General features: G+C 45.2%; 18 protein-coding genes. All 18 read right to left on the bottom strand.

Annotated features, from left to right (window positions below):
- Nucleotides 1-223 precede the first annotated feature (223 nt).
- The 18 genes from HZA08_03355 to cobT all read right to left on the bottom strand — a co-directional run bounded on the left by HZA08_03355 (nt 224) and on the right by cobT (nt 16,881).
- Nucleotides 224-649: a hypothetical protein gene (locus tag HZA08_03355; protein ID MBI5192465.1), complete on the bottom strand. Its 426-nt coding sequence runs from the start codon at nt 647-649 to the stop codon at nt 224-226.
- A 502-nt stretch (nt 650-1,151) separates the two neighbouring features.
- Entirely contained in the window at nt 1,152-2,456 is a 1,305-nt protein-coding gene (gene thiC, locus HZA08_03350) for a phosphomethylpyrimidine synthase ThiC (GenBank protein ID MBI5192464.1), read from the bottom strand.
- A 50-nt stretch (nt 2,457-2,506) separates the two neighbouring features.
- Nucleotides 2,507-4,354, bottom strand: a complete 1,848-nt coding sequence (gene cobJ / locus HZA08_03345; protein MBI5192463.1) for a precorrin-3B C(17)-methyltransferase — start codon at nt 4,352-4,354, stop codon at nt 2,507-2,509.
- On the bottom strand, nt 4,332-5,087 hold the full coding sequence (gene cobM, locus HZA08_03340) for a precorrin-4 C(11)-methyltransferase (GenBank protein ID MBI5192462.1): 756 nt from the start codon (nt 5,085-5,087) through the stop codon (nt 4,332-4,334). The genes cobJ and cobM overlap by 23 nt, the downstream gene beginning before the upstream one ends.
- On the bottom strand, nt 5,084-5,797 hold the full coding sequence (gene cobI, locus HZA08_03335; GenBank protein MBI5192461.1) for a precorrin-2 C(20)-methyltransferase: 714 nt from the start codon (nt 5,795-5,797) through the stop codon (nt 5,084-5,086). The genes cobM and cobI overlap by 4 nt, the downstream gene beginning before the upstream one ends.
- Complete coding sequence (cbiE, locus tag HZA08_03330; protein MBI5192460.1) at nt 5,791-6,993, bottom strand: precorrin-6y C5,15-methyltransferase (decarboxylating) subunit CbiE; 1,203 nt, start codon at nt 6,991-6,993, stop codon at nt 5,791-5,793. The genes cobI and cbiE overlap by 7 nt, the downstream gene beginning before the upstream one ends.
- Nucleotides 6,990-8,177, bottom strand: coding sequence for a cobalamin biosynthesis protein CbiD (gene cbiD / locus HZA08_03325; GenBank protein MBI5192459.1), 1,188 nt, complete (start codon nt 8,175-8,177; stop codon nt 6,990-6,992). The genes cbiE and cbiD overlap by 4 nt, the downstream gene beginning before the upstream one ends.
- Complete coding sequence (gene cobO / locus HZA08_03320) at nt 8,161-8,679, bottom strand: cob(I)yrinic acid a,c-diamide adenosyltransferase (GenBank protein MBI5192458.1); 519 nt, start codon at nt 8,677-8,679, stop codon at nt 8,161-8,163. The genes cbiD and cobO overlap by 17 nt, the downstream gene beginning before the upstream one ends.
- The gene (locus HZA08_03315; GenBank protein ID MBI5192457.1) at nt 8,676-9,104 is read right to left on the bottom strand and encodes a hypothetical protein; all 429 of its coding nucleotides are present in this window, start codon (nt 9,102-9,104) and stop codon (nt 8,676-8,678) included. The genes cobO and HZA08_03315 overlap by 4 nt, the downstream gene beginning before the upstream one ends.
- A 29-nt stretch (nt 9,105-9,133) precedes the next feature.
- Nucleotides 9,134-9,310 carry a CbtB-domain containing protein gene (locus tag HZA08_03310; protein MBI5192456.1) on the bottom strand — a complete coding sequence of 59 codons (177 nt, stop codon included), beginning with the start codon at nt 9,308-9,310 and terminating at the stop codon, nt 9,134-9,136.
- Between the two features lie 41 nt (nt 9,311-9,351).
- On the bottom strand, nt 9,352-10,332 hold the full coding sequence (locus HZA08_03305; protein MBI5192455.1) for a precorrin-8X methylmutase: 981 nt from the start codon (nt 10,330-10,332) through the stop codon (nt 9,352-9,354).
- Nucleotides 10,332-10,985 (bottom strand): hypothetical protein, encoded by a 654-nt coding sequence (locus HZA08_03300; GenBank protein ID MBI5192454.1) that lies wholly within the window; start codon nt 10,983-10,985, stop codon nt 10,332-10,334. The genes HZA08_03305 and HZA08_03300 overlap by 1 nt, the downstream gene beginning before the upstream one ends.
- Complete coding sequence (locus HZA08_03295) at nt 10,957-11,643, bottom strand: cobyrinate a,c-diamide synthase (protein ID MBI5192453.1); 687 nt, start codon at nt 11,641-11,643, stop codon at nt 10,957-10,959. The genes HZA08_03300 and HZA08_03295 overlap by 29 nt, the downstream gene beginning before the upstream one ends.
- A 137-nt stretch (nt 11,644-11,780) precedes the next feature.
- A complete protein-coding gene (locus HZA08_03290; GenBank protein MBI5192452.1) occupies nt 11,781-12,800 on the bottom strand; it encodes a pyridoxal phosphate-dependent class II aminotransferase in 1,020 nt (339 codons plus the stop codon).
- A 27-nt stretch (nt 12,801-12,827) separates the two neighbouring features.
- Entirely contained in the window at nt 12,828-12,971 is a 144-nt protein-coding gene (locus HZA08_03285; protein ID MBI5192451.1) for a hypothetical protein, read from the bottom strand.
- A complete protein-coding gene (cobD, locus tag HZA08_03280) occupies nt 12,968-14,023 on the bottom strand; it encodes a cobalamin biosynthesis protein CobD (GenBank protein ID MBI5192450.1) in 1,056 nt (351 codons plus the stop codon). The genes HZA08_03285 and cobD overlap by 4 nt, the downstream gene beginning before the upstream one ends.
- Nucleotides 14,024-14,035: 12 nt before the next feature.
- Entirely contained in the window at nt 14,036-15,571 is a 1,536-nt protein-coding gene (locus tag HZA08_03275) for a cobyric acid synthase (protein MBI5192449.1), read from the bottom strand.
- Nucleotides 15,572-15,822: 251 nt separating this feature from the next.
- On the bottom strand, nt 15,823-16,881 hold the full coding sequence (cobT, locus tag HZA08_03270; protein ID MBI5192448.1) for a nicotinate-nucleotide--dimethylbenzimidazole phosphoribosyltransferase: 1,059 nt from the start codon (nt 16,879-16,881) through the stop codon (nt 15,823-15,825).
- Nucleotides 16,882-17,033: the final 152 nt, after the last annotated feature.

Below are 17,033 nucleotides of genomic sequence, written 5' to 3'. Positions count from 1 at the left end.
GAAAACAACCATGAGGTGGCTTGAAATAAGGTAGTGATGATATTATGCAGGCATAAGAAATCCGTCATAATTATGGAATAACAAAGTAGTTGCGGTCAATATAGGTTCCCTCCCCCTTGACGGGGGAGGGTTAGGGTGGGGGTGATTCTATGGGTACAAGGATAACAATATTAGGGAAAGCCCTCAGGAAAAGACCTACAGATGCGGAACAATTGCTATGGAATCACTTGAGGATGAAATAGATGGCAGGATTAAAATTTAGAAGGCAACAGCATATAGAGTGGTTGTAGGTGCCCCAGACCCTTCCTCCCTCAGCCATGGCTCCATATTTTACAGTAATATCCCAGCCGTTTCTACTGGTGATCAGAAAGAGCGGCGATGCTTTATCTCCGAAGGAAGTGTTCCCGTTATGTATCTCATATCCCTTTATGTCCCTCCCTAAGGTAGGAAATTGGGGACCAATTAAAGGAGTGGCTGTCACCTGATAGAGATTCTTCACTTTTTCAAAGAGAGTGTCAATGTCAAGGTAACCGAGTCCTTCGGCCTCGCCGCCGCCTTCAACACCGTAAGAACCAGCTATCCTATTTCCCAGCATCTGATAGCCCCCGCAGATACCGATAACCCTGCCCCCATTTTCGATATGCCTCATTATCTCTTCATCATACCCACACTTCCTGAGATAATTCCCCCTTTATCACTATCTGACTTAGGAGTATGGGCTTCATGTGAATATCCTGCTTGAGTCCTGCTGCCTCCGCCTGAACCACCTGTGACCGGGCCATCTCCCTCCCATCCTCAGTTACATAAGAATTCAGCGCCATATTCTGTGACTTAAACGGGGCTACACTTATCCAGTCCTCCTTGAATATCCGGCATAATGCCGCAGTAAGGGTCTGTCATTAAATAACTTGTGCATTTAGGCGCTCAGATTTCGGTCAGGTTTGAGTGCGACCGATTGAGCAAACCCGAAGGCGTAGTTGAATCTATGCTGAGGGGTTGCGATTGAGGAGCACACAAAGATGGCCGGAAGATGAGATGCATAAATGTATAGGTTATTTTATGACAGACCCTAAGTACGGATTTACCGACATGAGATGAAGTCCCCTGTATCATTAATGCCCTTGCGCTCATCTAACCTTTATCACCTTTTTCTAAGCCTTCTCATTTTTCCTTAAATCTCCTTCAAAATACTGGTTCACATTATCAAGGGCGCACAGGCTTCCGCACATTGTGCAGGTATCAGGTTCTGCAGGATAACGGCTGTTACGTATCTCTCTTGCCTGTTCACCAAAGAAACCGAGCCTCTGCTGGTCTTCCCACCTCAGATCCCGCCTTGCCTTTGCCATCTCCTTATCCATATTCATTTTGTCATTTTTAACCATGTCCCCGATATGTGTTGCAATCCTGGCTGCCCTTACCCCTGCAATAACATCTTCCTTGTTGGGCAGTGCCAGATGTTCGGCAGGGGTAACATAGCATATCAGATCAGCGCCCCATCTTGTTGCCTCTGCCGCACCAATTGCAGCAGTGATATGGTCATAACCGGCGGCAAGGTCTGTTGGTAAAGGCCCTAAGACATAAAACGGGGCATCATTACTCATCCTCTTCTGTAATCTGACATTTGTCTCAATATCATTTAGCGGGAGGTGTCCGGGGCCTTCACACATCATCTGGCATCCCATGTCCTGCCCTGCTGCTGCAAGTTCGCAGTTGATGAGAAGCTCCTGAACCTGTGCCCTGTCCAGACTATCATGGACAGCGCCTGCACGAAGGCCATTGCCCAGACTCAATACACAGTCATATTTCTTCAATATCTCAACAACCCTGTCAAACCTTTCATAGAGCGGATTTTCCCTGTTATTGTTTAACATCCACCCGATCATATATGAACCTCCCCTGGAGACTACTCCCCCATAGCGATAGCCCTGTTTCTTGAGCCTTTCTATGGTAAGCATGTTGATCCCGCAATGGATGGCCATAAAAGAGATGCCGTCCGCACACTGTCTTTCAATGACATCGAATAAAAGTTCTTCTGTTAATTTATTGGGGTCATGGTATCTCTTTATTGCCTCAGTAAATGCCTGATACAGGGGGACGCTCCCTACTGACAATTGTGTTGCAGCTAAAACCTCTTTCCTTATAGCATCCAGATCACCACCCACAGAGAGTTCCATCAGGGTATCGGCCCCGGCCTCTTCCGCAGCAACCGCCTTTTCAACCTCCGCCCTTACATCAATAATATCTGAAGAGGTCCCGATAGAGGCGTTAACTTTGGTTCTCAAACCTTTCCCGATACCGACAAGCCTGGCCCTGCGATTGGTGTTATTGGGTATAACTATCTTTCCTTCAGCAATCATTTCCCTGATGTATTCAGAGGGCTTGTTTTCACTCTTAGCAATCTCTTCCATCTCTTTAGTAACAATACCTTTTCTTGCGGATTCAATCTGTGCAGGCATCTATGTCTCCTTGTTAAAATTAATTTGTAAAACTATGCCGGAAAACTATTTCAGACCTTATATCCACGCGGCGTCACCATCCATTCTTTCCAGATGAAGGTGTTGCTATTTCCGATAATTACAGTAGTCTGCATGTCAATCTCATGCTCATAACTTGCCATCTCTCCCAGATCAGTCAGGATTATTTTTTCATTCTCCCTCATGGCAGCCTTTACTATACCAACCGGTGTGCTAGGGGGTCTGTACAATAAGATAATATCCCTTGCCCTTTTTATCTGCTCTGTCCTTCCTCTACTTTTAGGGTTATAGAGAACCATCACAAAATCCGAGGAGGCTGCTGCTTCAAGCCTCTTCTCTATAATCTCCCAGGGTGTAAGCAGGTCGCTGAGACTTATGGAGCAGAAATCGTGCATGAGCGGTGCACCAAGCCTTGACGCAACTGCATTGAGGGCCGGTATACCCGGGATGATCTCTACCTGAATCTGCGGATCATGAGTACCTGTTGCTGTATTCTGCGCCCTGAGCATTTCAAACACCAGCCCTGCCATAGCATAAATCCCAGGGTCTCCCCCGCTTATCAGTGCAACGCTCCTGCCTGATGATGCAAGCTCTATCGCCTTTCTGCATCTGTCTATCTCCTGTGTCATGCCAAACAAGATGACCTCTTTATCTTTGATAAGTCCCCGTACAAGTTCCATGTATGTTCTGTAACCAATAACAACATCAGATTCTCTTATGGCCTTCTGTGCGGCAGGCGTGATGTGCAGGATATTTCCGGGGCCTGTTCCGACAACGGTTATCTTCCCTTTCCTTGTAATCTGCTGAGTATGCTCCATCTCCGGTGTAATGAGTTCCGTATATTCTTCAGCCCCTGATCCAAGCTCTGCTGCTGCCACTGTTACATTTCCCCTTTTATGTTTGGGGATCAATAAAGTGCCGGCGTCTGCCCCAAGCATGGCAGAGGGTTCAGCAACTGCATTTGCCCCTGTAGCATTAAACACATCCTCAGATACAGCTATCCCCTCTATTGTATTAAGTTCATCTGCGCTGAAGAACCTTATCTGAATGCCGTTCGTTCCGGCAAATTCCAGAAGCCCAGTTTCATCCTTTTTTTGTTCTATGGTTGCAATGCCTCTGATAGATTTAAATGAGAGATTATATTTCTCAAGTGTACCCCTGACCATATCTTCAATCTCTTCTGCCTTGCTGCCTTTCTTACAGCCTATACCTACTATAAGGTTCCTGGGTCGAAGAATAAGTGTGTCTGTCCCTGTGAGGTCATGGCATATCCTGTTAGTAATCAGGACATCAGCAGACCCCGGATCACTTACCAATAAAAAACCTTCCGGCAGCTTAATGCTTACATCCTGCCCTGTATATACTTTCAGCGAACCATTGTTGATGAGTTTTGCCTGTACCTTTCTCATGACATGCCGGTCTTCTGCTGAAAGGTCATTCTCCTTTGCCCATAAATCTATGGCCGGAAGCCCTGATATATCAGATGCAGTTGTTATAACCGCTTCTGCCCCAAGGTACCCTGCGACCCTCTTTGCAAGCGCATTGGCGCCGCCGATGTGGCCGCTCAGGAGGCTGATTACAAACCGGCCTTTCTCATCTATAACCAGGACTGCCGGGTCTGTATCTTTGTCTTTTATAAATTGGGAAATGGCCCTGACAACAATCCCGGTTGCCATAATAAAGATGACCCCCCTGTACCTGTTCCAATTAATACTTACAAATTCACGAACAGACATTGGTGAAGAAAAGGCTGCTGCATCAGGAAGAAATGTCCGGATCTTTGATGCAATCTCTTTTCCGTTATTAGTAATGGAAAGTACCGCAATCTCCGAACCTGCAATTTGAGGATCAGGAGGATTAACCTCTTTTTCTATATCCATGACTGAAATCCTTATCATAAAGTTTTGAATACGCCCTCAGCCTCTCATCCCTTAACACCTCACCTGCAACAATGATGGCTGTCTTCTTAATACCGGCGGCCTTAACCTTTTGTGAAATATCCGTGAGAGTCCCGCGTATAATCCTTTCATCAGGCCAGCTAACCTTCTCTACAACTGCAACAGGTGTATCCTCAGGATAGGCGCAGAGGAGTTCAGCAACAATTTCATCAATCAAGCTTATACTCAAAAATATAAGCATTGTCCCCCTGTGTCTTGCCATGTCACGGATCCTCTCTTCCTCCGGCACCGGCGTCTTCCCCCCGTGTCTCGTTATAATCACAGTCTGTGTGACCTCAGGAAGGGTAAGTTCCATGTTCAGTGCTGCTGCCGCTGCCATTGCAGAACTTACTCCGGGGACAACCTCATAGGGAATACCGTATTTGTCAAGATGTTCCATCTGCTCTCTTATGGCGCTATAGATGGAGGGGTCTCCGGTATGAAGTCTTACAACCCGTTTACCTTCTTCCACAGACCTCCTGATGGTAGTTATAATCTCATCAAGCATCATCCCTGCTGAATCAAATATCTCCGCGTTTATCCCATGAAGAAGCCCTGATGGGATAAGGCTTCCTGTGTAAATGACAACCTGTGCATCATCAAGAAGCCTCTTACCTTTGAGGGTAATTAACTCAGGGTCTCCGGGCCCTGCACCAATAAAATAGACTTTATTCATTGTCTGATAATCACCATTGAAAAATAGGTCAGGTCTTCTTTTCTTACCTTCCGTATATCGTGTAAAATCGTTTCATCATCCATACCTGCCTTTGAGATGTAGACCGCCTTATTAACAATATCCATCTCGTGCAGGTCTTTTAACAGCTTGTCAAATACCGTGTGGACCTTCATCAGGACTATAGTCTCAAACTCCCGCAGGGTCTGTTTAATGTCATCTCCATAAGTTGCCGGGAATATGGCAATCTTTTTGTCAGCAAGGCCGAGAGAGATGCGGGCACTGGCCGCAGAGGCATTGACAGACGATACACCGGGGATTATGACAATCTTTAAGCCCGGCTCCTTCTCCATAATCCTGTCGTAGAGATAGAAGAAGGTACTGTAGATTGACGGGTCACCAAGGGTAATAAAGGCTGCATCCGTTCCTCCGTTCAACCTCCCCAGTATATCCAGTGTTATCTCCTCCCATTTTGAAGTAAGTTCCGGAGTGGTATCCTCCACCCTCTTTTTCATGGGAAAATACGCCTCGACAATCTTTTTGTCAGCCATGCTGACCACCTTACTTACAATGGATAAGGCCGTGCTGCTTCCTGCCTCCCTGCCTTTTGGAACATATATGACAGGAACCTCTTTTAGAATCTTTAATGCCTTGAGAGTTAATAGCTCCGGGTCACCGGGGCCTACACCAATAACGTAAAGCGTGCCTAACATTTTTTCCCCCTGATAACAAAGATAGCGTTCTGAGCCTTAAGTATTGAACCCTGTCCACTGCATTTATTGATAGCAACCTCTGTTACATCTGTCAGTAACCCATTCTCTTCAAGATAAGCTACTCCATCAGTCAATGTTTTAAGGGTTATAGCATTTATCAGAATAGTACCGGCGGGCTTCAGTTTCATAACCCCATAATCAACAATCTCCTTCAGCCTCCCGCCGCTCCCGCCAATAAATACCCTGTCAGGGTCAGGAAGGCCATAAAGCATATCAGGCGCCTCTCCCTGAATAACCCTGATATTAAAAACTCCGAACTTCGTACGGTTTTTATTGATATGGATTATCTGCTCAGGGTCTCTTTCTATCGCATAAACAACAATCTCCCTGTTCAGTCTTGCGGCCTCGATGCTTACAGATCCGCTCCCTGAACCGACATCCCAGATGACGCCCTTCTCAGGTACAGAGAGTTTATGCAATGTCACAGCCCTTACCTCATCCTTTGTTATCAACCCTTTTGAGTGGCTGAATCCTGATTCTTCGATTCCAAAGATTCTGTTCAGTACAGGCGGCTGTGAGTCAGCAATTAATATCATCACATTTAAAGGAGAAAAAGACATTCCCGCTATATCATTGAGTGTCCCGCTGATTATCCTTTCTCCTTCCGTATCCATGTTCTCGCATACATGAGCACGAAAATGGCTGATACCCTCTGCAATAAGAAGCCCTGCTAGATAGGACGGTGAGTTTTTGGCATCCGTAAAAAGGCATACCTTTCTGTGTAGTGCAATAAGCGCAGCAATATCTTTGACATCCCTGCCATGCAGGCTCAGGAATACTGCATCATCCCATGGCTCTTTGACCTTCGCAAAGGCAATCTGCATGTAAGACGGAGAAGGTAGAAATTCAAGACGTTCTTTATCAAACTCCTCTATAAGTCTCCTCCCGATACCATAAAACAAAGGGTCTCCTGAGGCAAGAACAACTATCCTCTCTTTATCCATGTTGTCTTTCAAATACCTCAGCGCCTCTTCAACAGGCGCTATCGGGACTATCTTTTTACCTGTACCTTTCCATAAATACCCAAACTGTCGTGTGAATCTCTGCGTGGCAACTACAGCGTCTGCCCCTTCAATTATCTTTTCAATACGTTCAGTGACACAGTTGCTTATTCCTATGACAATGACCTTATTCATAGTGTTTGAATAATATCTCCTTCGTATGATACAAGATTAATTGTCAGAGGAGGGGTTCTTCCTATAATAGATTCAGCATACTCCTTTGCCTTAAGACAGACATCTTTAAAAACTGACTGATGATGGATAAAGGGTGATTGCATCATAAGTTCGAATATCTCCCGTCCTGTGTTGAAATTATAATCCCCAGTGCTATCCTGAGTTTTCTTAAACAATCCTGAACATGAGTCAATATTACTTAAAAACCTGACGGCCTTGTCTGTATCAAATACCCCGTTTCTTACATGGGTCTGGGGTGTGCACATCGCAATCTTGAGCATCTTTCCCCATTGGGCACATAAGTGGATTCTCCTGAAATCATGTCTTTTTGCCTCAATGAGAGAAAATTCCACATAATCGCCCATCATCACATACGATTCCTCCGGCAGATTATATTTAACCATATGCGCCTTCTCTGAAACCCTTCCTGAAGAAAGGGCTGCCTCTCTGCATCCCATTGCCTTTGCTATGTCCATTGATGCAGTGATGGTTGCTGTCCATGCCTCGGAAGACAGGGGTTTCTCAATACCGGTCGTACCAAGGATTGATATACCTCCTATGATTCCCAACCTCGGATTGAGTGTCTTTTTTGCAAGCACCTCTCCTTTTGGTACTGAGATGGTAACCTCTGCTATCTGTCTTGTATTCTTCATACTCTGAACCATTGCCTCTGTCACTGCCTCTCTTATCATCCTCCTTGGAACAGGATTTATGGCAGGTTCTCCCACCGGCAGAGCAAGTCCCGGTTTTGTAACTGTCCCGACACCTTTACCGCCTTTAATAATAATAGTCAAAGGATCACAGGCCATAGCAGTTGGATTATCCCTGTTTATGTCCTCCTGTCCGTATTCCATATACTTTATCATCACCTCTGCGGCTATCTCTGCCCTGTTCGTGACATCCGGGTCATCCCCTGCATCTTTAATTACAGAGGCACGTGCCACAGGATAAGCGCCTTCTCTGCTGACCACTGCATTGCATATCCTGAAATTTACCCTGCTCCCGTCCGGAAACGGGATATCCACCTGATTAGGTATCCTGTTTTCATCTCTGCCTAATAAGAGTAAGGCCGCTGCCTTTGCTGCTGCAGCAGCACAGGCACCAGTTGTATATCCATACCTCAATCTCTTAGAATTCAATACCAATTCTGGCCTTTACACCCTTTTCAAAGTAATGTTTAAGTTCTCTCATCTCTGTTACAAGGTCTGCCCTTTGAATAACCCTTTCATCTGCATACCTTCCTGTAATGACAAGTTCGGTCATGGAAGGTTTAGCAGCCATAAGTTCTAACATATCTTCTGTGGTGAAGAGGTTATAGTGTATCGCAATATTTGCCTCATCAAGGATTATGACATCATAACGATTTGATTGTATAATCTCCCTGATTTCCCTCAATCCTTCTCCGGCAGCTTTAATATCAGACTCACCAGGAGTTCTTTTCAGCAGAAGACCATTGCCATATTGTTTGACTGTAATCAAGCCCTCAAACTTTTCAAGTATCTTATGCTCACTGCACCTTTTCTTCTTTACAAACTGGGCGAAAAAGACCCTGAGTCCGGCACCGGCAGCCCTTAATGCAAGACCCAGTGCTGCGGTTGTCTTACCCTTTCCATTACCGGTATAAACCTGTATGTATCCCTTCCTCATGCCCTGTTTCCCTTTAGGTTCCGAATGGTCCTCCAGAACAGTCCCAGCATAAGACCAAGCATGACAGACAGCATCAATCCCTGAACAGTCTGCGCTGTTACAAGATGGTATCTGGCAGGACAGGCAGAGGAAAGGAATGTACCGCCAACCCGTAATATTACCCATAGTGAACTGGAAATAAATACTGCACTGGAAATAATATTTTTAAAGGGGAGCCATGCCTGCAGCAGATTCAGAAACGCACCTGCGACCACACCCAATACAGCACCACCCAATGTAAAGGTGATCAGATTATGCAGAAGTCCCCCCTCATAAGGAAAGGCACCGCTGACGGCATTGACAATCAGGGCGACCCAGCCCCATGTGCCGCCCGCAAGTATACCCGTGATAATACCCCTTCTCAAATCTACAGATTCAGAATGCACCTGATACCTCCTTTCCGGCCTCTTGTGCCCTAATGACAGGGCATACCGATTGTATGTCTGAAATCATGAAATGCATCATGCACGCCCGGTACAACAGAATCCATACCGTATACTATGGCTACCATTGCAAATGATACAAAAGCGATAATCAGTACCGGATACAGGATGCTGCGGAGACCTTTCTCTAATGTTATTATCCCTTCCATAATCTAATCCTCCTTTCCAAAAAGATTTTACCCGTTTAATCTTATGTCATCTTCAGCAGGGCATTGACAATAGCCGCTGCGACAGTACTTCCGCCTTTTCTGCCCAATGATGTAATAAATGGATAGTTCACGTGCAAAAGCACCTCCTTTGACTCAACTGCACTGACAAATCCTACCGGAACACCAATGACAAGTTCAGGGTTAAACACACCTTCCTGTATCAGGTTCATTACCCTGTACAGGGCTGTAGGTGCATTACCAACCACCACAATACCAACATTCTCACCGGCCCCCATCTCCATTGCAATCTCAGTCCTTGTCTTCCCTGTACGAAGAGATTCATCCCCCCCTGTCTCACTGTCTGACAGCTTGCAGATAACCCTGCCGCCGGACTTTTCAAGGAGATGCTTGTTAATCCCTGTTTCAACCATGTGTACATCAACGAGGATGTTCATCCCATTCCTGATGGCCTTTAATCCTGCCTCAATGGCACGGGGATGAAATTGCATATTCTTAACAAAATCAAAATCTCCTGTGGTATGTATCACCCTCTTAACAACCGGCAGTTCAATATCCCTGAATCTTGTTTCTCCAAGTTCATCTGTAATAATCTCAAAACTCTTTTCCTCAATCTCACAGGGCCTGAGCCTTTTGAAAGTTCTGATGTCTTTCTTTAATCTTTCAAGGGCGACCTTTGCGATATTCTCATGCAGACCGAGAGGCTCGGTAATTGAGAATTCAATTTCATTATGTTTCTTCTGTGCATCATCAATCAGTGCAGGTATATCTTCCTCATAGTGCCTCCCCTTATATAGAAAATAAGGGAGTACGATTATTTTCCTGGCACCTTTCGAGACACAGGCAGAGACACCATCTGAAAAATCAGGCCTGCCGAACTGCATAAAGGCTGCCTCAACAATCGGGATGTCCCCCATTGTTCTGACCATCTGTGCCATTTGGATTAGCGTATTGTTTGCCTCTGTCAACCTGCTCCCATGTCCCAACAGTAATATTGATTCCATTATTCCCCCCTTGATATTATCAATCCGGTAAATGCATCAGCAATCCCGGGATGTGATCCGAAATGTATATGAACATAACTTACAAGCGTGTTCCTAAAACTATAGCCTTCGTTATAAATATTATCTCCCTTCCTGTTCTTTAAAGAGTAGACCTCCTGAATATCACGGCACCCTGTACTCTTTGTGCTGTCTTTTATCTCTGAGTAATGAAATTCATGCCCCCTCAGAACAGCACCCTCCTTTCCGAGGATACAGTCCGTGAGCAGCCTGACTTCTCTGTATCCGAGGGTCAATCTCTTCTTCATCGCTGTCTCAAATGGGAATACATGGGCCATTGTGTGAAAGCATCCGTCTAAATCATACGTCCCTTTTGAGAGGTACATCAGCCCTCCGCATTCGGCATAGAGCGGTCTTCCGGACATACTCCATGAATGTATGGCATTCAGCATTAATTTATTACTGCTGAGGGCACCGGCATAAAGTTCAGGGTATCCCCCGCCAATATATATGACATCCGTACCCTCAGGAATACTGCTGTCTGAAAGCGGACTGAATGTGGTTATCCTGGCCCCGGCCTTTTTTAAGAGATCAAGATTATCCTCATAGTAAAAGCAGAATGCCTTGTCATAGGCAAGGGCAATGTGTTGTGCCAATGTTTATCACCTCCTCAATATCTATATATTGCGAAACAGCCTCTGAAAGACTATTTATTTCTTTATCTGAAACAGGTCTTTCTTCTGCCACAGTAAGCCCGAGGTGCCGCTCAGGGATTCCAAACTCATCCTTCTCAGGCAAAAATCCCAGCACCTTTACATTCGTGTGTTTATCTATTGCCTCCCTCAGGATTTCAAAGTGTCTTTCACTGCCGACCCTGTTTAGAATAACCCCTGCCACAGTGACTCCACTATCGAAGGATTCAAACCCTCTTACAATGGGGGCAATGCTTTCTGCCATAGCACCTGCATTAACTATTAATAAGACCGGCAGTCCGAGTACCTTTGCAAGCTCCGCTGTACTTACCTCTCCGCCATCAAAAAGTCCCATAACACCTTCTACGATTGCCATATCAGCATCCCTGATATTTTCAGAAAAACATTTAAGGACATAGTCTTCCCCGCACATCCACAAATCAAGATTCCTTGAGGGCCTATCCGTGACCAGTGTGTGAAATCCCGGATCAATAAAATCAGGGCCTGCCTTAAAAGGCTGGACCCTTAATCCCATGTTTTTCAGCGCTGCCATAATACCAATAGATATTGTTGTCTTACCGGCACTGCTGCTGATCCCTGAGATTACTATTCCATTGCACATTGAAATATCTTAACCCTCATCAGCGGGGTTAGAAAACCCCGCCTATCCAGAAATATTTTTGGATGATCCCGCTTATCCAATAATAAATTAAGGATAGGCGGGACATTCCTGTCCCGCATCCACTATGAAAATATGATTCACAAATAATTACTGTCAAGGCTCAATAGCCCTGACAGTCCTTTTATTAATCTCACATTCTCCTTATGTGATTTTACAGCTACCCTTATGTATGTACCGTCAAGTCCCTTAAAATTTGAACAGTCCCTGACGAGGATGCCCCTTGTCTTTAATGCCTGATATATATCACCGGCGTTTGAAATTTTTAAAAGATAGAAGTTGGCGGCAGAGTCTAAAAATTCTATCCCAAGCTTTTGAAAACTCTTTATTAGAAATTGTTTTTCTTTACGGATGACACTGAAAGTCTCTTCCCTGTATTTCCTGTCTTTTAGTGCGGCTATTGCAGCCCGCTCTGCAAGGCTGTTTACACTCCAGGGTTCTTTATATTCTTTTAATTTCCCGATAAGGTGCCTGGGAAATACACCATAGCCTATCCTCAGGCCGGGGAGTGCATGGAATTTTGTTATTGATCTCAGGACAATGAGATAAGGATTATTCTGAACCTCGTTTATCACTGTATGCTCAGGACAGAAATCAATAAATGCTTCATCAACAATCAGGCAGCAGCCGGCACGTTTTGCTGCCTCTGCTATCTTCATAACCTCTTCTCTTTTCAGGAGTCTTCCGGTTGGATTGTTGGGGTTGCATAAGAAAGCAATTACCCGTACCTTGTTGTTTCTATCCAATAATCTCCATAGCCCACCCCCACCCTGACCCTCCCCCGTCAAGGGGGAGGGAATTTTCGCTTGCCCCACTCCCGTCATTAGAATCTGGGGAGGGGGAGTAAACATGGCCTTTATAAAGTCATCCGGTCTTATGTCAAAGTTATTCTTCCTCTCCAACTCATAACTCATAACCCTTAACTCATTACTCATCCTGCATGCCCTCTCATATTCAGAGAATGACGGTGCAGGTATCAACACCCTCTCCGGCCTCAATGCCCTTGCGATAAGATAAATCAGCTCTGTACTGCCGTTCCCGCATAGCACCATCTCAGGGGAGATGTTGTTATGCCTGCCTATATATTCCCTTAACCTCACTGTCTCAGGGTCAGGGTAATTGCATAGCTATTTCATACCCCCTCTCAGTGCCGCCTTAACCTTCTTGGAGACCCCAAGGGGATTTATGGATGCACTGAAGTCTATAATGTCTCTCTCAGCCATCTTCAGCTCTTCTGAAAGCCGGTATATATTTCCGCCGTGTCCGTTCATGTTCTAAGATATATAACCAGTACTGCGAGATTAAGCACTATGATTGATGTAAGTCTTACAATTGAGACGGCCTTTTCTGAGGCATATAAATAAGATAACCCGTCCAATTCTTTTAACCCCTTTAAATCCGGGCTGCCGCCAAGGTACGGTTTCTCTAACATCCTTCCGCCATACATTGAGGGACCTCCGAGAGTTAAACCCAATGCCCCTGCCATAGCTGCCTCAGGCACCCCGCTGTTCGGGCTCGGATGTTTTCTGCCATCCCTGAGCATCACCTTTAATGAACTGACGAAAGCAGGAAGTGACCGGCAGACAATAGCAGATGAGGCAGGGATCAACGCCCCGGTAATCCTTGCAGGGATATAGTTTGCTGCATCATCAAGCCTTGCCGCTGCCCAGCCGAAATCCCTGTATCTGTCATTCTTATATCCAACCATAGAATCCATTGTATTGATCGCCTTATATGTCATTGCAAGAGGCAGTCCCCCTATTGCAAAATAAAACATAGGTGCAATAATCCCGTCAGAGGCGTTCTCTGCAAGGGTCTCAATCACCGCCTTAATAATCCCTCTTTCATCAAGCTGCCCTGTATCACGGCCTACGATATGACTCAACTTTATCCTTGCCCCTGCAATATCTTTTTCCCTGACAGACTCTATTACAAGCCGTGCCGAATCAATCAGACCCTTTACTGCAATGGTGGCAGATATCAGATAGATTATGATAATAAGAAAGATGTATGAGATAAAAGATGATAGGATGGAATTCAGGAGTGTCAGATTAATAGTATAAAATACACCATAAGTGAAAGAGACCATAAACAGGGTGAGAAAGACACCGGCCAGTCTCTCCGATAATCTGCGGTTGGCAGGAAAATGATTAATGATAATCCTGCTGATATGCTCTATCCTTACTATAATCCATCCCATAATCCTCACAGGATGAATAAGGATTATGGGGTCTCCGATACATAAGTCGAGCATAAATGCCGTTATAAGCAATGAGTATGGCATGGAGAGTAAATAATAAATATGCGGGAAAGTATTATCCATATCAATTCATAATCAGGTATCAATCATCCGCTCTATAAATTTCATATCCAGACTTTCCTTTAATATCCCTGCCCAGTTATTAAGGGCAGCTTCCCTTAATCCTGAATAATCAATTACCTCTTCTACAGGGTTTAAGCCCTTGCTTATCCTGACTGAATTTATCAGGCCCAGCCTGAACCGGTCATTATCAAATATCCCGTGGATATAAGTCCCCCAACAGTTTCTATTTATTGAACCATCCGCCACCTGTCCGGTATCACCTGCGGAGAGCCTTCTTAGCCTGAAGACGCCGGTATCCCCTGTAGTGTTTCCCTGATGTATCTCATAACCTCTTAATAATTCTGAGTCAACATAATCCTGGTAATCCGGCATAGATGCCTTCAATTTCAAATCATGGACTAATTCTGCTTCTACCAAAGATGTCACCTTTGTCTTCTCAAGTGTCGTTTCCACTTCAAGGAATCCAATGCCTTTTATTTCATTATATTTACTTTCCATGCCATAAGGATCAAGTATCCTCTTGCCGAGCATCTGATAACCGCCGCAGATTCCGATGATGGGAATCCCCTTTTCCTTTGCCCGTCTTATACTATCCTCTATCCCATTCTCACGAAGGAATAACAGGTCCGCAACAGTGTTCTTTGATCCGGGGATTATGATGATATCCGCATTCTCTATATCCCCTCCCCATAATGAATAGACCAGATTAACATCAGGTTCATAGAGGAAGGGGTCGAAGTCTGTGAAGTTGGAGATATATCTTAATCTTAAAACAACAATCTTTATTGGGGTACGCCTTTCAGACGAATTAAACTGTTTAATCCGCTCAACAGGTATCCCGTCTTCTTCGTGAAGCCCAAGGTCTCCTGAATAAGGGATTACGCCAATAACAGGTCTGCCGGTTTTTTCTGAAATCATTTTCAGACCAGGCTCAAGGATTGAGAAGTCACCCCTGAATTTATTGATAATAAATGCCTTGATATAATCAGCATCATCATTGAGTAGCCCGATAGTTCCATAAAAGGAGGCGAACACCCCGCCCTTTTCTATATCTCCAACAAGGATCACAGGTGCATTCGAATATCGGGCAACACTCATATTGACTATTTCATCATTAGTCAGGTTTATCTCAGCAGGACTGCCTGCCCCCTCGATAACAATCAGGTCGTGTCTCTTTGCCAATCTTTCATACGCATAAGTGACAGCCGCCCATGCGTCTCTCTTAAATGCATAGTAGTCCCGTGCCTTCATATTAGAATGAACCTTGCCATTTATAATTACCTGACATTCTGTCTCGCCTGATACCTTGAGCAAGACAGGGTTCATATCCACGGAAGGCTCTACCCGTGCGGCCTCTGCCTGAAATGCCTGTGCACGTCCGATCTCACCGCCTTCTCCGGTTATAAAAGAATTCAGTGCCATATTCTGTGCCTTAAAGGGAGCGACATTAATCCCCATGTCCCGGAATATTCTGCAAAGCCCGGCAACAATAAGGCTCTTGCCGACCCCGGAGCCTGTCCCCTGTATCATTAATGCCCTTGCGCTCATTTAACCTGACCTTCCGGCGGGGTTAGAAAACCCCGCCTATCCATATCTATGAGGATAGGCGGGACATTCCTGTCCCGCTGATTTTCATGGCCCTTTGTGAACCCTCGGTTCATGGGAGTTCACCCAAAAATCTCCATAGCTCACCCCCACCCTAACCCTCCCCCCTCAAGGGGGAGGGAATGTCTGTTGTAATTCTACCTTCTACCTTCAGTCTTCAGCCTTCTTACATCTTACATCTTACATCTTACATCTTACTTCTTGCCACCGCTCACTCCCGCCTCTCCAAACGTAGCCATCTCAGTAAGTATCTTTACACCGGCCTCGATCAGGCTGATGGCAAGACATGCGCCTGTACCCTCACCAAGCCTCAGATTAAGGTCAAACAGAGGAACAATGCCTATCCTCTCCAGTATCGCCTGATGACCATTTTCAACAGACAGATGGGAGGCAAAAAGGTATTGTGATATCTCTTCCTTTAACGAAACAGCAACAAGGGCTGCGGCTGAAGAGATAAAGCCGTCTATGACAACAGGTATTCTGCAGGCTGCTGCACCTATAATAAGCCCCGCTATCCCTGCAATTTCAAACCCGCCCACCTTTGCCAGGACATCCAGAGGATTCCTTGCATCAGGTTTGTTAACAGCGATACTCTGTTCAATGACCCTTATCTTATTCTTGAACATATCATCGTTAATACCTGTCCCGCGTCCTGTCACCTGTTCAACAGGTTTCCCTGTGAGCACTGCCGTTATGGCACTGCTTGGTGTGGTATTTCCAATCCCCATGTCTCCTGTGCCTATTATATCTGCCCCCTCTTTGTGTGCCTCGTACGCAAGCTCTATCCCGGTTTTTAGTGACCTGATACACTCTTCCATTCTCATAGCAGGTCTTAAAGCCATATTCTGTGTCCCCATTCCGATCTTCTTTTTAATAAGCCCTTTTGCATCTTCAAACATATAATCAACACCTATGTCCACCACTCTTACCTCAGCTCCTGCATGGCTTGCCAGCACATTTATCCCTGCACCGCCGCGTAAGAAATTGAAGACCATCTGGTAAGTCACTTCCTTTGGGTAGGCACTGACGCCCTCCTGAGTCACGCCATGGTCACCGGCAAATGTATATATAACCTTCTTTTTAATCTTTGGATACTCGTTTCCTGTAATCGTGACATAGCGCCTTGCCAGCTCTTCTAACCGTCCGAGGCTTCCCGGCGGTTTAGTAAGATTGTCCAGCCTCTTCTGAGTCTTATCCTGCAAATCCATGCTCAATGGTTTAATGCTATTTAAAGTTTCCTGCAACATATTCATTTCATGTCTCCTTTGAGGCTCTTGCAAAAGTCTCCGTGACATCTGGTAAAACCGGCACAAAATTGGATTTTGCAATTTAAAAATCACCTATCGTACAAATTAGATCGTTAAATTACACTTTTTAAGCAATCCAAGCATTTTCAGGGCGTACT

Source organism: Nitrospirota bacterium, from assembly GCA_016212215.1.
In the GTDB taxonomy this organism is placed as follows: Bacteria; Nitrospirota; 9FT-COMBO-42-15; order HDB-SIOI813; family HDB-SIOI813; genus JACRGV01.
Note: the sequence above shows the minus strand (reverse complement) of the source record. Positions and strands in the feature narration are given on the sequence as shown.

What these genes read in the sequence shown, in the direction of transcription:
- HZA08_03355 (MBI5192465.1), bottom strand. Translation starts at nt 649, where the DNA reads ATGAGGCATATCGAAAATGGGGGCAGGGTTATCGGTATCTGCGGGGGC.
- thiC (MBI5192464.1), bottom strand. Translation starts at nt 2,456, where the DNA reads ATGCCTGCACAGATTGAATCCGCAAGAAAAGGTATTGTTACTAAAGAG.
- cobJ (MBI5192463.1), bottom strand. Translation starts at nt 4,354, where the DNA reads ATGGATATAGAAAAAGAGGTTAATCCTCCTGATCCTCAAATTGCAGGT.
- cobM (MBI5192462.1), bottom strand. Translation starts at nt 5,087, where the DNA reads ATGAATAAAGTCTATTTTATTGGTGCAGGGCCCGGAGACCCTGAGTTA.
- cobI (MBI5192461.1), bottom strand. Translation starts at nt 5,797, where the DNA reads ATGTTAGGCACGCTTTACGTTATTGGTGTAGGCCCCGGTGACCCGGAG.
- cbiE (MBI5192460.1), bottom strand. Translation starts at nt 6,993, where the DNA reads ATGAATAAGGTCATTGTCATAGGAATAAGCAACTGTGTCACTGAACGT.
- cobO (MBI5192458.1), bottom strand. Translation starts at nt 8,679, where the DNA reads ATGAGGAAGGGATACATACAGGTTTATACCGGTAATGGAAAGGGTAAG.
- HZA08_03310 (MBI5192456.1), bottom strand. Translation starts at nt 9,310, where the DNA reads ATGGAAGGGATAATAACATTAGAGAAAGGTCTCCGCAGCATCCTGTAT.
- HZA08_03305 (MBI5192455.1), bottom strand. Translation starts at nt 10,332, where the DNA reads ATGGAATCAATATTACTGTTGGGACATGGGAGCAGGTTGACAGAGGCA.
- HZA08_03295 (MBI5192453.1), bottom strand. Translation starts at nt 11,643, where the DNA reads ATGTGCAATGGAATAGTAATCTCAGGGATCAGCAGCAGTGCCGGTAAG.
- HZA08_03285 (MBI5192451.1), bottom strand. Translation starts at nt 12,971, where the DNA reads ATGAACGGACACGGCGGAAATATATACCGGCTTTCAGAAGAGCTGAAG.
- cobD (MBI5192450.1), bottom strand. Translation starts at nt 14,023, where the DNA reads ATGGATAATACTTTCCCGCATATTTATTATTTACTCTCCATGCCATAC.
- HZA08_03275 (MBI5192449.1), bottom strand. Translation starts at nt 15,571, where the DNA reads ATGAGCGCAAGGGCATTAATGATACAGGGGACAGGCTCCGGGGTCGGC.
- cobT (MBI5192448.1), bottom strand. Translation starts at nt 16,881, where the DNA reads ATGAATATGTTGCAGGAAACTTTAAATAGCATTAAACCATTGAGCATG.